This is a genomic window from Desulfurella multipotens (genome assembly GCF_900101285.1).
Classification (GTDB): Bacteria; Campylobacterota_A; Desulfurellia; order Desulfurellales; family Desulfurellaceae; genus Desulfurella; species Desulfurella acetivorans.
This window is the reverse complement of sequence record NZ_FMYU01000006.1, coordinates 76543-91745: the sequence shown is the minus strand read 5'-3', so window position 1 is coordinate 91745 and position 15203 is coordinate 76543. Positions and strand designations below refer to the sequence as shown.

12 protein-coding genes are annotated in these 15203 nt (G+C 29.3%); 8 read left to right on the top strand and 4 right to left on the bottom strand.

The features are described from left to right. Positions 1-459 precede the first annotated feature (459 nt). Complete coding sequence (gene lptE / locus BLQ93_RS04915) at positions 460-993, bottom strand: LPS assembly lipoprotein LptE (RefSeq protein ID WP_092128606.1); 534 nt, start codon at positions 991-993, stop codon at positions 460-462. 170 nt (positions 994-1163) lie between these two features. Here lptE and BLQ93_RS04910 point away from each other — a divergent pair, with 170 nt between their 5' ends. The 4 genes from BLQ93_RS04910 to BLQ93_RS04895 are packed head-to-tail and all read left to right on the top strand — an operon-like array spanning position 1164 to position 8226. Then, complete coding sequence (locus BLQ93_RS04910) at positions 1164-1640, top strand: YuxH family protein (protein WP_092128604.1); 477 nt, start codon at positions 1164-1166, stop codon at positions 1638-1640. Then, positions 1624-2385 (top strand): EAL and HDOD domain-containing protein, encoded by a 762-nt coding sequence (locus BLQ93_RS04905; RefSeq protein ID WP_159427497.1) that lies wholly within the window; start codon positions 1624-1626, stop codon positions 2383-2385. The genes BLQ93_RS04910 and BLQ93_RS04905 overlap by 17 nt, the downstream gene beginning before the upstream one ends. Before the next feature lie 35 nt (positions 2386-2420). Beyond that, on the top strand, positions 2421-5483 hold the full coding sequence (locus tag BLQ93_RS04900; RefSeq protein ID WP_092128600.1) for a UvrD-helicase domain-containing protein: 3063 nt from the start codon (positions 2421-2423) through the stop codon (positions 5481-5483). Next, positions 5461-8226: a PD-(D/E)XK nuclease family protein gene (locus BLQ93_RS04895; protein ID WP_159427496.1), complete on the top strand. Its 2766-nt coding sequence runs from the start codon at positions 5461-5463 to the stop codon at positions 8224-8226. Before BLQ93_RS04900 ends, BLQ93_RS04895 begins: the two co-directional genes overlap by 23 nt. 145 nt (positions 8227-8371) lie before the next feature. On the opposite strand, the gene BLQ93_RS04890 is transcribed toward BLQ93_RS04895, so the two are convergent. The 3 genes from BLQ93_RS04890 to BLQ93_RS04880 are packed head-to-tail and all read right to left on the bottom strand — an operon-like array spanning position 8372 to position 10807. After that, a complete protein-coding gene (locus tag BLQ93_RS04890) occupies positions 8372-9106 on the bottom strand; it encodes a methyltransferase domain-containing protein (RefSeq protein WP_092128597.1) in 735 nt (244 codons plus the stop codon). After that, entirely contained in the window at positions 9078-9656 is a 579-nt protein-coding gene (locus tag BLQ93_RS04885) for a hypothetical protein (RefSeq protein ID WP_092128595.1), read from the bottom strand. The genes BLQ93_RS04890 and BLQ93_RS04885 overlap by 29 nt, the downstream gene beginning before the upstream one ends. Further along, the gene (locus BLQ93_RS04880) at positions 9653-10807 is read right to left on the bottom strand and encodes an aminotransferase class I/II-fold pyridoxal phosphate-dependent enzyme (RefSeq protein ID WP_092128593.1); all 1155 of its coding nucleotides are present in this window, start codon (positions 10805-10807) and stop codon (positions 9653-9655) included. The genes BLQ93_RS04885 and BLQ93_RS04880 overlap by 4 nt, the downstream gene beginning before the upstream one ends. Positions 10808-10903: 96 nt before the next feature. Between BLQ93_RS04880 and bioA the strand changes: the two genes are divergently transcribed. The 4 genes from bioA to BLQ93_RS04860 are packed head-to-tail and all read left to right on the top strand — an operon-like array spanning position 10904 to position 15197. Further along, complete coding sequence (bioA, locus tag BLQ93_RS04875) at positions 10904-12238, top strand: adenosylmethionine--8-amino-7-oxononanoate transaminase (protein WP_092128591.1); 1335 nt, start codon at positions 10904-10906, stop codon at positions 12236-12238. Then, positions 12222-12794 carry a dethiobiotin synthase gene (gene bioD, locus BLQ93_RS04870; protein WP_025391771.1) on the top strand — a complete coding sequence of 191 codons (573 nt, stop codon included), beginning with the start codon at positions 12222-12224 and terminating at the stop codon, positions 12792-12794. The genes bioA and bioD overlap by 17 nt, the downstream gene beginning before the upstream one ends. Next, positions 12791-13777, top strand: a complete 987-nt coding sequence (gene hemB / locus BLQ93_RS04865; RefSeq protein ID WP_092128589.1) for a porphobilinogen synthase — start codon at positions 12791-12793, stop codon at positions 13775-13777. Before bioD ends, hemB begins: the two co-directional genes overlap by 4 nt. Before the next feature lie 22 nt (positions 13778-13799). Continuing rightward, positions 13800-15197, top strand: a complete 1398-nt coding sequence (locus tag BLQ93_RS04860; RefSeq protein WP_092128587.1) for a DegQ family serine endoprotease — start codon at positions 13800-13802, stop codon at positions 15195-15197. The last annotated feature ends 6 nt before the right edge of the window (positions 15198-15203 follow it).

Sequence of the window (15203 nt, the reverse complement as noted above, 5' to 3'; positions counted from 1 at the left end):
CAGCATTCTTAAATTTGATACTTTTATATTAGACATAACGAATCTTTTGTTTTAAAAACATTTTTGTTGCATTCAAATTTGTAGGGGATAGCGGGGGATAGCGCCTATTTTCTTTTAAAAGAACTTGGTTATTGACAGACTTTTTGACAAATCTAAATCCAATATTGCTTACTGTCAAACCGCTAATTTCACTAATACAATAATCTTTTTAATTTGTCAAGTAAAAAAATCATGTAATAAAAATGTTATGTACAAGGATTAATCGGGTGATTAATATAGCACTATGGTTAAAAAAGCAAGTTTTAATATATTAATACTTTGGTACAAAGAATATTTATATGTTAAAAAAATTTATTGTAGTGTTTAGTTATTTAAAAAAATAAAAGGGTTAAAAAGTCAAAAGGTTTGCACTAGAATTTAAACAATCAAAAAATTGTATTAATATTTTATTTGGTATTTTTAAAAACCTGATGACATAAATAATTGTTCTCTAATTAGAGATGCCATATCAGATATTGCATACTTTGTTGCTTGAAGTTTTGCTGATTCTATAGAACTAATGGTGTTTGTATTTATATTTGGTATACTGTAGCTTCTTGAACTTGTCAATATTTTGTCTGATATAATTTTTTTACCATCTTTTGTTGTTAAAGAAAGCTTAACAGTAATTGTACAACTATACATAGAAGCAAAGCCGCTTGCCGTATATGCAGTTGGGATTGCTGAATATGATATGATATCGGTTTTAAGAAAAGCTTGAGCCTCTGATTTATTTGTTACTACAGAAATATTTGGTTCTAATTTTAAGTCATCTATTATGGCTTTTTTTAAATAAATGCTAATATTTGGCTCGTATGTAGAATTTTTTGGGTTTTCTATGTAGACATTTCTTATGTTATCTGGCAGATAAATGTAATTTTCACTTAAATGATAGCCGCAGGAAGCAAGTAAAAAATCAATAATAATAAAAGCTAAAACAAAGCGTAATTTCATAGTATTATATTTACATATTTAGAACAAAAAGTCCAGCAAAATTTTAGCCAATTCATTTAAATTACAAAATACATACAAATATATAATTATTTTTAAATTTACTTTAGTATAATATTGTATAAAATTACAATTGCAGTTGCTTTGTATTTGTAAAAATAGCATGAGGTTTTATGCAGGATTATTTTATTGGAAGACAGCCTATAGTTAACACAAATCAGGATATTTTTGCATATGAACTTTTATATAGGGATAGTTTAAAGAATTTTGTTACTGTAAATGATAATAGATTTGCTACATCTCAAACAATCATTAATTTATTTGAAAGATTTGGTATAGAAAATGTTATTGGCGATTACTTGGGTTTTTTAAACCTCAGTGGTGATTATATTTTAAGCGAGACAATCGAATTAATCCCTAAAGAAAAGTTTGTTATTGAAATTTTGGAAGGTTTTTCAAGTGTGGATAAATTAATTACAAAAGTATTACAATTAAAAGATAAAGATTATGTATTTTCTCTTGATGATTTTGTATATAAGAAAAGCTACCATGATTTTACTCCCATAATAAACTATATTGATTACATAAAAATTGATGTCAGGCTTGCTGATAGAGTGGAAATTGCAAAAAAAAATGGATATACTCTATAAAATTTCAGATAAACTTATCGCAGAAAAAGTTGAGACAAAAGAAGATTTCGAATTTTTTAAACACCTGGGGTTTAAGTATTTTCAAGGTTATTTTTTTGAACGCCCAACAATTCTCAAAACAAAAGATTTAGAGCCAAATCAAGTAGGCGTTATCAAACTTTTGAACCTGTTAAATTCATATGCTAGCATTAAAAAGGTAAAAGAGCTTTTTGAAGCCATGCCGGATATTACACTTAGATTAATAAAATTTATAAACTCAGCTGCTTTTGGTTTGAAACAAAAAATTAATTCTATAAATCAAGCTATAAACTTAATTGGATATAATAGGCTTAAAATCTGGCTTTTAATTTTGACTTATGCAGACAAACAGAACATTAAAAAATCACCTGTTTTTCAAACAGCTGTTATTAGAGGAAAGCAATTAGAAATACTGAGTGAAAATTTTAAGGATATTGATAAAGATAGTGCGTTTTTGGTAGGCATATTGTCTTTGATTGATGTTGTTATCCAGAAACCTAAAGAAGAGTTATTTGAACAAATAAATATTGATGATTTGGTAAAAAATGCTGTTCTTTTTAAAGAAGGAAAAATTGGTACCATGTTGTTTGCGCTTGAGCTTGATGAAAAAAATGATTATTTGGTTTTAATAGAAACACTTTCAAACCTTGGTATTTCTATGGAAACTTTTGTTGAGTCAAAATTAAAAAGCTATGCATGGCTTCAAAGTCTTTTGAAAGATATTTGATTTTGTCTTGAATTAGAAAATAATTCTGTTAATATATGTATGTGAATAAACAAAATACAAACGAAGTATTAAATACACTTTTTGCTTCTGATTTTCCACACATACAGATTGTACAGGCAAGTGCAGGCTCTGGCAAAACATATGTTTTAACTCAAAGAATAGTCCAATTTTTACTTTCAAAAAATATATTAAATAACAAAATAAACAACATAATTGCCATAACCTTTACAAAAAATGCTACAAATGATATAAAAAATAAAGTTTTAGAGTGGTTAAAGAAAATATACCTTGATTTGCTTACAAAAGAAGAAAAACAACATTTAATTAACCTTATAGGTATAACAGATTCTGATTTGATAAATCAAGTTTTAAAAACTATTGAAGAAATTTTAGACAATTACAGCGATCTTGTTTTAACTATAGATAGTTTTATTACAAAAATTATACGTTCAAGTGCAATTGAGCTTGGCTTGAATCCTGATTTTGATGTTGATGTGGATTCTAAAAGCATAATAGATTATGCTTTTGATGAGTTTTTAGAAAGCACGCCTTCATCAGATTTGATTGATTTTTTGAATTTTCTAAATGAAAACTCTAAATTTGTTGTGGATTTTCAGGTTGTTGAATCGATAAAAACAAGACTGAGTAATTTGCTTGACAAAGAGTCTGCCCATAAAAGTTTCTTTTATTTTGATAAAAATATGCTTGATAGGCTTAAAACAGAGCTAAACCCTATATTTGATATTATGCTTGACTTACTGGAAAAGCACTCAATGGAAAAAACTTCAGGAAATGTTGGTTTAAAGAAGATTGAAAGTTTAAAACTTGCATTAAAAGAAAAAAATATACTAAGCGTAGTGGATAATAAGATAAACTTTCCTTATAAAGATGAAACAGCAAAAAAAATATGGAAAGAATGCCTTGAAAAAATAAATTCAAAATTATATGAAATTGCAAAAATAAAACGTTTACCTTATTTGAAATTATTTGTAGACTTTAAAAACCACATTGTTAAAACCTACAATATATTAGGCAAGACATTTTTGCCCGATGTAAATAAACGCATTATTAACTTGCTAGAAGAAGGTTATGTGCCCACAATTTACTTCACACTTGGAAGCTATATATATCATTATTTAATAGATGAGTTTCAAGATACATCAAAAATTCAGTGGGAGATTTTAAAACCTTTGATAGAAGAATCCCTTTCAAAAGGCGGTTCTTTATTCATAGTAGGAGATTTAAAACAATCAATTTATGGTTTTAGAAAAGCAGATTTTGAAATAATGAAGAATTTAATAGATGATCCGGTAAGATTTTTTCCTCAAAGTAAATGCATAAATAAAACGCTTAATTATAATTACAGGTCTTTTGGTCATATTGTGGATTACTCTAAAAAAGTTTTTCAAGAATACCTGAAAGATACAATAAGTAAAACTAACGATCCAACGCATTATCTGGATTTTGAATCAATTTCGCTTGATAAACATTTGTTTAAGGGTTATGTAAAAACTCAGTTGTTTGGTTTTGCAAGCGATGAAGGCATTAAGTGCATAAAAGATAGTTTACTTAAAACTATCGATGATTTGTTAAATAGCGGTTTTAGACCTGATCAGATTGCAATTTTAGCCCTTACAAACAAAGAAATAAATACTATAAGTGGCTGGCTTTTAGAAAAAAACTATACAGTGCTATCTCAGAGTGCGAGTGACATAAGGCAAAGAAAAATAATAAACGAAATTATAAGTCTTTTAAAATTCTTTAACAATCCGCTTGATAATTTAAGTTTTGCTACTTTTTTAATGGGTGATATATTCAATTTTATTATAGATAGATCAATAATTTTGGATTTTTTAGCTGAAAATATAGCTCCAAAGTTTTTATACATAAAATTTAAAGATTCATTTGCTGAAAAATGGAATATGTATTTTAAGGAAATTTTTAACAATGTGGGATATTTACCTGTTTATGAGTTAGTATTAAACATAATAAAAACATTTAAAATAGATGAAAATTTTCAGCAAGAAAGTCATTACTTAAGTTTTTTGCTTGATAAGATATTGGAATTTGAATCCGTTGGTATAAGTGATTTAGGTTCTTTTATTGACTATTTTGAAAATAACAAACAGGGTGAATCTAACATATTTTCCTGTGAATTTTCACGATCACAAGAAGGTATACAGTTACTTACGATACATAAATCCAAGGGTTTGCAATTTGATGTTGTAATAAATGTACTTAATGCGGATAAAAATTTTGCTTTAAATCCAAACAAAAGATCAAATGGGCAAAACGAATTTATTTTTGAAACAAAAGACACGCTTGATTTATTATACATTACAAAAAATCTTACTTCTAATGAAAATCTTTGCCAGATTTACAACAAGGATCAATTAAAAAAAAATATAGAAGACTTTAACGTTTTATACGTTGCACTAACAAGAGCAAAAATGCAGATGTATAATTTTATATATTACAAAGAAAACGAAACAAAGTGTTCAATAAAAGAAGAAGAGATTGGCACAAAGCTTTCAATTAATAAAGAACAAAGTTTTTATACAGGCAAAAACCTTGTAAAATTTAAAACAAATTTCAATAAACTTTTATCACAATCTCCAGCCTGGACTATAAAACGTATAAAAGATTCAAAAAAAGGTGAAATTTATCACAAGATACTTGCACATTTAAAGTATGAGGACGATTTTTTAAAACTTGATGATTATATTTTAAAATACTCAAGATTTATTGATTTTGATATAAATAAACTAAAACAAGAAATCCTGGACATTCTAAATATAGATGAGCTCAAAATTTTATTTAACAAAGAAAATAGAGTATTTACAGAAAAAACCTTTATAGACAAAAAAGGCAATATTTTTAGAATGGATAGAGTGGTGATTGATAAGAATAATAATATATATGTTTTAGATTACAAAACAGGAAAATCGACCAAACAAGAGATTGCAAATTATAAGTCACAGGTTTTAAATTATATGAATATTTTAAAAGATGTTTTTGGTCAATGTAATTTATTGGGTTTTTTATATAACGTTAATACAAAAGAGGTCATTAAAATTGAGCAAAGCTTATTTGATTGATAGCTCAAGTAATTTGATAGAAGACTTATCAAATTTAATTTTGAATGAAGACTTAAAGCAAATTACCGTAATTTTTCCAAATAGAAGGCCAACTATTTACCTCTCTAAATCGCTTGCAAGCAAAAAAAAGAATGCTTTGAGTTTTATAGAACTTTTTTCAATTGATGATTTTGTAGATAGAATTTACGAACTTCATAGCGATATAGTTTATCCTGAAATTTCAACACTCGAAGCTGTTTTTTTACTATATGAGCTTAACCAGAAAGCTTCTTTTGTAAATACTAAAAGCATTGATTACTTTTGGACCTGGGGTTATAAGTTATACTCTGATTTTGAAGAGTTATATTTAGAACAAGTTGATATTTCAAGTATAGATTATTTATTGCAAAGTTATTTACCTGATAACCTGATAAATTTTAATGATAGATTTACAAGATTTTCTTATATTTATAAAACTTTTTATGAAAAATTAAACGAAAATGGTTTTTGCACAAGATCTGTAAAGTATAAAAAAGCTTCATTGTTTTCAAAGGATTATAAACAAGAAAATACAGAAAGTATAATTTTTGCCGGATTTTATGATTTAACAAAAACTGAGCAAGAGCTTTTTAAAAATATGCTTGAATCTTTTAATGGTATTTTTATTTCGAAATATGGTCCAAAAATAAAAGATTTGTTAATAAAGCTAAACATTAAAAACATTGAAGAAAAAGCATCATACAATAAAAAAACCAGGTATCATTTTATTAAAGCGCCTTATTTGCATAACGAGATTTTTAAGTTAAAAGAGCTAAAAGAAGAACTAAATGGTTTTAGAGATGATGATTTAATTGTACTTTCAAGCGAAAATTATCTTTTTGCCTTACTTCATAATTGTCTGGATCCAAAATCGGATGTTTTTAACATTTCAATAGGGTATCCTCTATCAAGAACACCAATAATATCTCTTCTTGATAAGCTTTTAAACCTCCATAAAAAAGCAACAAGTTCTATATACATAAGCGACTATGTAAATGTAATTTCACATCCTTATATAAAAAGCTTAAGGCTTGGCAGTACAGATATTGCAGCTAAAATTTATGCTTACAGTATAAAAAGTTTCTTTTTAAATAACACCAGATCTTTTGTAGAGCGAAAAGACTTAGAAGATAAACAATTGATTTTAGACTCTATAGACAAGCTTAAACAACAGGGTTTTGAGATTTCATACAGTGAGTTTTTGGATTTTGTAAAACTTATAAATCTCTATATTGTAGATAATTTTTTAAATATTAAAAATATAGGTGATTTTTTAGATAAAGTTGTTGATTTAATAGATTTTTTACAAAACAACTCCAATGCAGGTCTGCATGCAATTGAATCAAAATATATTGAAAGAACTTTAGAAATTCTAGATGAACTTTCAAATTTGAATATAAAAAAATATAAACTGGATTCTTCTTCGAGCTATTTTAATTTACTTAAAAATTTTATCAAAACAAAGAATGTTTCTTTTCCTTCAAGTCCAACTCAGGGTTTTCAAATACTCGGTAGTTTGGAGACCAGAAATTTGACATTCAATCGAGTTTTTTACCTGGGTGCAAACGAAGGTATAATGCCAAATATACCAAAACAAGACACAATTCTAACTGATAATATCAGGAAATTTCTTGGCCTTTCGACGTCAAAAGACAGGCTTGATATGCAAAAGTACAATTTTTTTAATCTGATCTATAGCGCAAACGAAGTGTATTTCTTTTACGAAACCGCACAGGATAAAAATAAATCAAGGTTTTTAGAAAGCATTTTCTGGGATATACAAAAACAGGAAAAACGTCTGGACCTACCACAAGAAGAGGACGCGTTGATGGAGGTTACATTTGCTCAAGGAAAACCGCTGATTATAGAAAATTCTCAAAAAGTTAGTCAAATTTTAAATGGAGATAATTTTTATTTTTCTGCTTCAGCTATTGATACTTTTTTAAGTTGCAAGGCAAAGTTTTATTTTTCACATATTTTAAAATTAAAAGAAACTTCATATGAAGAAAATTTGGATCCAATGTCCATAGGCACTATATCTCATAAAGTTTTATATGAATATTTTAAGGATTACAAAGGTAAAGAATATAACCCAGGAAATTTACATAGTGAGTTTAAAAAAATAGATGCAATTATAGATAACCATATTCAATCACCTTCAAAATATGTATTTTTACAAAAGGAACAGATGAAATATGCAATAAGACGTTTTTTTGAGCGTAATTTTGACAGTATAAAGCAAAGGATTGTGCTACAATTAGAATTTCCGTTGCACATGAAATTAAATATTAATAACATAAATTATCGCATAACTGGCATACTTGATAAAATAGATAGTATAAATGGCACAGTTGTAGTTGTTGATTATAAAACAGGAATGCCAAAAGAACCAAATGTTGATTTTGTGCCAACAAAGGAAAATAGAGACCAATGGTTCAGCAAAATAAAGTCTTTTCAGCTGCCATTGTATGGACTTTTGATTAAAAAAAATTTTACTGTAGAAAATATTAGATTTGAATTTTGGAGCCTAAAGGAATCCAAAATCATATCTTTTGAAATTACCAATAAACAGCTTGAAGTCTACGAAGAAGCTTTAAAAATCATTATAGATGAGATTTTATTTTGCAAGTATTTTGATTGTACAGATGAAAATATTGAAAGCAAATGCAGTAATTGTCCATACAAAGTAATCTGTTCACGTCAATTTGTTACAAGAAGCTGGTAATATTTTTTTGCTATTAACAAAAAAATGCGTTAGTATGATGAAAGATGATTTCAGTATAACTAAAAAAAGCCAGTTGCAAAATTACCAAATGAAAGCTACTTAACATTATGCTAAATATGCTAAAAAGTCAGCAAAGATAGCAAATTTAAGCTTTTTTGCAAAAATTTACCACATATGTTACTTCTATGCCCTTTTGTGTACCAAATAGTTTTTCATACATAGAACAAAACTCAAAAAATTTAGATTTTGCACAAAAAGTAGTCTGGTTGGTATATCTAGCTCCACTTTTTTTGTGCGAGTGCAAGAAATCTTTGACGCTTTTGTAGTAAACTGTGTATTGCACCATTTTGCAATCAAAACCTAAGTTTTCGTAAAAAAGCTTATCTTTTAAATCAAGGACGCTGCCAAATCCTGTAATTTTTGAAATTTCGTGCATTTGCCAAAATGTGCCTTTTGAAAAAACGCTAAAGAACATATTTTTTTTATCTTTCAGTAAATCTAGAAGTTTTGGTATCGAATTTTCTGGATTTGAAAACCACTGAAAAACAGAAGAGCTTATGATTAAATCAAATGTATTTGAAGCAAATGGCAGATTTTCACCATCAGCTACAATGCTGTATTTTTTTGGATGATTTTTTTTAAATAGATGAGCCATATTTAAAGATAAATCTATACCGATATAGTTATTATAAGAAAATTTTATTAAATTTGCAAGTTTCCCATCGCCTACGCCAATTTCAAGTATATTACCAAAAAAATCACTTTCTATCATAAAAGTGAGACTTTTTGCTATCTCATTTTGAAGCTCACTAAAGCCTGAGTATGATTTTGAAGCCTTATCAAATGATCGCTTAATATAGTTTTTTGATAATATGCTCAATTAAAACCTCACTAAAAAAATGGTTTGAATCTATAATTATTGGGTTTTTGCAAATATCAAAACAAGCACCAGAAAGCTTCAAAAAATCATGCTTTGCGCATACGCAAAAGTAATTTTCTTTTTTCTCAAACTTTTCTACTCTTGATGTTTTTAAGAATTCCAGGCCTTCTTTTAAACTATCTGGTATGAAACTATCTGGTATGACTTTAGTATAATTAACAGCACCGATATTTTTTAAAAACTCGCTTACAACTTTTGATTTATCCCTTTCAAAAGCCAAAATCATTCTATCCAATATTCTTTTGTTAACAAAATCACAAAAATACAAAAAAGGTGCAAGAAGCAAAACTTTTTTTGCCTTTACATAAAATGAATATTTAAGTATCAGATGGGCACCAAGTGACCAGCCGATTAGCAAATTATCTTCTAAACTTAAAATATCAGATATTTGATCAGGTCTAAAATCAACAAATGGAATAAAAAACTGTGATTTTTGAGGTATTTTATCAAAAATTTCCCTAAATCCTGCCCATCCAGAAATAAATGTCATAAAGTATTTCCAAGATAAAAAAATGCATCTTTTATTAGTTCTAAGTCATTATCATCCAAATCTGCTCTTAGTGATATTCTGAGTCTTGAGGTATTTTTAGGTACGGTTGGCGGTCTTATTGCACCTACAAATACGCCTTTTTCTAAAAGAATTTTTTGAGCAACCAAAACAGCTTTATTTGTTTTTAAAATTACTGGTATTATTTGAGATATTGAATTTCCTACATCAAATCCGAGATTTTTCAAAAAATGTCTTACATTATCAGACATCAAAATTAATTTTTCACCAAGATGAGGGTTTTTTAAAATGTAATTTATACTTGCGAGATTTGCTCCAATAACAGCTGGTGGCAGTGAAGTTGAAAATATAAAACCTCTTGCAGTGTTTATTAAGTAATCTATTATATCTTCGCTTGATGCTACATATGCACCAAAACTACCCAGTGCTTTGGAAAATGTACCCATATGGATGTCAATTTCGCCTGACAGGCCTTCTTTGTAGGCATATCCCCTACCCTCTCCGAAAATGCCCGTTGCATGCGCTTCATCTACAATTGTGAGTGCTTCGTACTGCTTTGAGAGTCTTACTATTTCTTTTAAGGGAGCAGCATCGCCATCCATGCTAAAAATAGTATCAGTTATTATTATTTTATTTGATGTATCTTTTTTTAGGAGGTTTTCTAACATTTGCATATCAAGGTGAGCGTATCTGTAAAATTTTGCACCAGACAGCAACATTCCATCTATAATGCTTGCATGATTAAGTTTGTCACAAAAAATAGTTGCATTTTTTGCCAATGCTTGAAGAAGTGAAATATTTGCTACATATCCACTGTTTAAAACTAAAGCTTTTTGTGTATGTTTAAAATTGGCAACTGCTTCTTCCAGTTTTGCATATATTTCATAGTTTCCGCTTACAATTCTTGATGCACCAGATGAACACCCATAATTTTTTATAGCTTCAATTGAGTATTGTTTTAAAAAATCATTTTCTGCAAGACCTAAATAGTTGTTTGATGAGAGATTTAAAACTTTTAGACCATTTAATTCAATGTATTTATTTGCATGATTGCTTATTTTAGGTATTGTGCGATATTGGTCGTTGAATTTTATGTGGTTTAAGTTTTGCTTGACTAAATCCAAAACACTCATTTTTTAAATTGTTAAGTTTAATAAATTAACATATTGACAATTAATTCTTTTACACTAATATATTAGCAATGTCAAGTTTTTAAGGAGGATTAATTCATGGATTATCCTATATGGCATCCATGCTCGCAGATGAAAGATCATGAAGTATACCCAATTATTCATATCAAAAAAGCTAAAGGCGTTTATCTATACGATGAGAAAGGTAATTCTTATATTGATGGGATATCTTCTTGGTGGGTAAATTTATTTGGACACTCAAATAAGCGTCTAAATAATGCTATAAAAAAACAGCTTGAAGTTTTAGAACAGGTAATATTCGCAGGATTTACGCATGATAGGGCACTTGAGCTTAGCCAAAGATTATTAAAAATTGTCCCTAAAAACCTTAAAAAGATTTTTTTTGCAGAAATTGGTTCATCAGCTGTAGAAATTAGTTTAAAATTAAGCCATCATTATTTTAAAAATATTGGAATTAAAGGCAAAAATAAGTTTGTTTATTTGGAAAATGGCTATCATGGTGAAACACTTGGTGCGCTTTCTGTAATGGGTGAGCCTCTATACAAGAATGCCTACGAAGATATTTTGATAAAAAATATAATGGTTGAGTTTCCAAACTGTTACAGATGCCCATTTGGCAAGACAAGAAACAATTGCGATGTAGAGTGCTTTAGTTTTATGGAAAAAACACTTTCAAGCAAAGCAGATTGTGTAGCTGGAGTTATTGTTGAACCACTTGTTCAATTTGCAGGCGGTTTTAAGATGTATCCTTCAAAATACTTATCAAAGTTAAGAGAGTTAACAAAAAAACTCAATATACATTTGATACTTGATGAGATTGCAACAGGTTTTGGAAGGACTGGTACCATGTTTGCACTTGAGCAAGCGCAAATTGAACCTGATTTTTTATGTTTATCAAAAGGCATTACTAGCGGTTATTTGCCATTATCTGTTGTACTTACTACAGATGAAATATATAATGCTTTTTATGATGATTATAGTAAAGGAAAGAATTTTTTACACTCACACAGTTATGATGGCAATGCACTTGCATGTGCTTGCGCCTGCGAAACGCTAAATATATTTGAAGATGAAAATGTCCTTGAAAATAATAAAAAGAAATACACCCTAATGAGACAATTAATCGAAAATTACTTTAAAGATTTTGATTTTGTCGGTGAAATCAGGCATACTGGATTTATTAGCGCTATTGAGTTTGTAAAAGATAAGTACACAAAAATGCCAATTGATTCATCAATTAGATTTGGTTTTAAGATTTATAGAAAAGCACTTGAAAAAGGTGTATTGCTTAGAAATTTAGGTGATTTAATTTACTTTTTGCCCCCTTATGTTATAGACAATTCTCAAATAGAGCAATTAGTTGAAAGTGCCTATTTTGCAACAAAAGAGGTTATAGATGAAAATTTTTGTTAGCGGTACAAATACAAATGTAGGAAAGACGCATTTTTGCGCTTTGCTTTCTAAATATTACAAAAACATGAAAAAAAGTGTAATTTATATAAAAATTATTCAAACAGGCTACCCGGATGATGACGATGCAAAATCCGTATATGAAGCCAGTAAAGTTAAAACACAGACCTTGCTATTTGGTAAAGAGCCTGTGGCACCGTATTTTTTGTATGAAAATTTTCCTATGGATTTTGTAATAGATAAGATAAACAAAAGTAAGGCAGATGTGGTTATAATTGAAGGATCTGGAGGGTTGCTTGTGCCACTTGATAAATCTCATACATTTGCAGATCTGGTTAGCTTGCTTAACTTAGAAACAATTATAGTTGTACCAAATAAATTGGGGTGTATTAATGATACACTGCTGAATTTGTACTATTGCAAAACAAAAGGTATAAATTTAAAAGGTTTTGCTTTAAATGATTACTTCTTTGATGGCAATGATAATTTTGTTGCGCTTCAAGATTTGACAAATTATGCTTTTAGATATAAATTTAAAACTGAACTGGAGGTTTTATGAATTTCCCAAAAATGCGACCCAGAAGACTAAGAAAAAATCAATATATAAGGGATTTGGTCAGACAAACAAGCTTAAGCGCAGATGATTTTATGTATCCAATTTTCGTTACATACGAAGATCATAAAAGACCCATACAATCTATGCCTGGTATTTTTCAGTTACCTTTAGAAGAAGCTAAAAAAGAAGCTAAAGAGGCATTTGATATTGGTATAAAATCGGTTATTTTGTTTGGCATACCACAAAAAAAAGATGAGTTTGGAAGCTGTGCATACGATGAAAATGGCATTATTGTAAAGGCAATTAAAGAAATAAAAGATTTTGTACCAGACCTTATAGTTGCTGCTGATGCGTGTTTTTGCGAATACACAAGCCATGGTCATTGCGGTGTGATTGATAAAAATGGTTATTTGCTAAACGATGAAACGCTTGAGCTTTTAAAAAAAGAAGCCTATGTATATGCTAAGGCAGGCGCAGATATAATAGCGCCATCTGGTATGATAGATGGAATGGTAGGAGCAATTAGAGAAGCTCTTGATGAAAACAACTTTAAAGATACAATTATTATGGCATATTCTGCAAAGTACGCTTCAAGCTTTTATGGTCCATTTAGAGAAGCAGCTCAATCAGCTCCTGCTTTTGGAGATAGAAAGTCTTATCAGATGGATTATGCAAATGCTTATGAAGCCATTAAAGAAATTGAACTTGATATAGAAGAAGGTGCAGATATTATAATGGTTAAGCCTGCTTTGAGTTATCTGGATATTATAAGAATGGTTAAAGATCGTTTTTTTTATATGCCTCTTGCTGGATACAGTGTAAGCGGTGAATATTCTTTAATAAAAGCAGCTGCCCAGATGGGCTGGGTTGATGAGCAAAAAATTGTTGATGAAGTATTAACATCCATTAAAAGAGCTGGTTGCGACATTATAATCACATATTTTGCTAAAGAGTGGATAAAAAATAATAGTTTGCTTAAGATATAATTTATAAAGGGAGGTTTTAGAAATGAGATTTTTTAAAAAACTGTCATTGTTAATTGTGTTAGCCGTTTTTTTAAGCGTTAATGCGTATGCTCAAACAATTAGCCTGCCAAATTTTACACCTATTGCTGAAAAAGTTCTACCTGCTGTTGTAAACATCAGCACAACGCAGGTGGTTAAAGGGAGCGTAAATCCTTTTGGAGAAATGTTTTCTAATAGCCCATTTAATGACTTTTTTAAACATTTTTTTCAAGGATTTCAGCGAAATTACAAAGCTCACTTTTTAGGTTCTGGTTTTATCATTTCAAGTAATGGGTATATTTTAACAAACTATCATGTAGTAAAAAATGCTACTGATATCAATGTAACATTAAACACCAATGAGATATATAAGGCTAAAATTGTAGGTTATGATCCTGAAGTTGATATAGCCCTTTTAAAGATTAACCCAAGAAGGCCATTACCAACGCTTGAACTTGGAAATTCAAATAAAATGGAAATCGGTCAATGGGTTTTGGCTGTTGGAAACCCATTCGGTTTAAGTGGTACTGTGACATCAGGTATAATTAGTGCAAAAGGCAGGGTCATCGGTGAAGGCCCCTTCGATCATTTTATACAGACAGATGCTGCAATAAACCCTGGTAACTCTGGTGGTCCACTTGTAAATATGGATGGTAAAGTAATAGGTATGAATACAGCTATTATTGCTTCGGGTCAGGGTATTGGTTTTGCTATACCATCCGATACAATAAAGTATGAACTGCCATATTTAATGAAAGGTGAAGTACCAAAAAGAGGCTGGCTTGGTGTTGGTATACAACTATTAACTCCAGAAGTAGCAGATTTACTGAAACTTAAAAGCTTAAATGGAGCTATAGTAAATGAAGTATTTAAGAATTCACCTGCTGCAAAAGCTGGAATTGAGCCAGGTGATGTTATAGTTTCAATGAATGGTAAAAGCATTTATGCGCCAGACTTACCATATGATATAGCTTTTACAAAACCTGGGACCAAGGTAGAGCTAGGTATCATTAGAAACGGAAAGGAAATAACTAAAACAGTTATTCTGGGTCAGCGTCCACAAAAAGAAAATCAAGAACAATTAGAAACCCAGCCTAGCGTACAAAGCAGCGCATATAATACACCATATGGTTTTAGCATTGCAGCCATTAACCCCAATTTAGAAAAAATGTATAACTTAAAACAACAAAAAGGTGTTGTAATAACATCTGTTGATCCAAATTCATTTGCTGCACTTGCTGGAATCAAACCTGGTGATGTGGTAATTAAACTTGATAATGAAAATGTGTATTCAGTTGAGCAGTTTAAAAACATACTAAAACAAAAACCTAACGAAAATGTTATAAGTATGCTGTTAAAACGTGGTGAATCTACACTATTTGTAACTATTCAGAAAAGTTAATTTTAA

Coding starts and splice junctions, on each gene's coding strand:
- lptE (WP_092128606.1), bottom strand. CDS start 993: ATGAAATTACGCTTTGTTTTAGCTTTTATTATTATTGATTTTTTACTT.
- BLQ93_RS04910 (WP_092128604.1), top strand. CDS start 1,164: ATGCAGGATTATTTTATTGGAAGACAGCCTATAGTTAACACAAATCAG.
- BLQ93_RS04905 (WP_159427497.1), top strand. CDS start 1,624: ATGGATATACTCTATAAAATTTCAGATAAACTTATCGCAGAAAAAGTT.
- BLQ93_RS04900 (WP_092128600.1), top strand. CDS start 2,421: ATGTATGTGAATAAACAAAATACAAACGAAGTATTAAATACACTTTTT.
- BLQ93_RS04885 (WP_092128595.1), bottom strand. CDS start 9,656: ATGACATTTATTTCTGGATGGGCAGGATTTAGGGAAATTTTTGATAAA.
- BLQ93_RS04880 (WP_092128593.1), bottom strand. CDS start 10,807: ATGAGTGTTTTGGATTTAGTCAAGCAAAACTTAAACCACATAAAATTC.
- bioA (WP_092128591.1), top strand. CDS start 10,904: ATGGATTATCCTATATGGCATCCATGCTCGCAGATGAAAGATCATGAA.
- bioD (WP_025391771.1), top strand. CDS start 12,222: ATGAAAATTTTTGTTAGCGGTACAAATACAAATGTAGGAAAGACGCAT.
- hemB (WP_092128589.1), top strand. CDS start 12,791: ATGAATTTCCCAAAAATGCGACCCAGAAGACTAAGAAAAAATCAATAT.
- BLQ93_RS04860 (WP_092128587.1), top strand. CDS start 13,800: ATGAGATTTTTTAAAAAACTGTCATTGTTAATTGTGTTAGCCGTTTTT.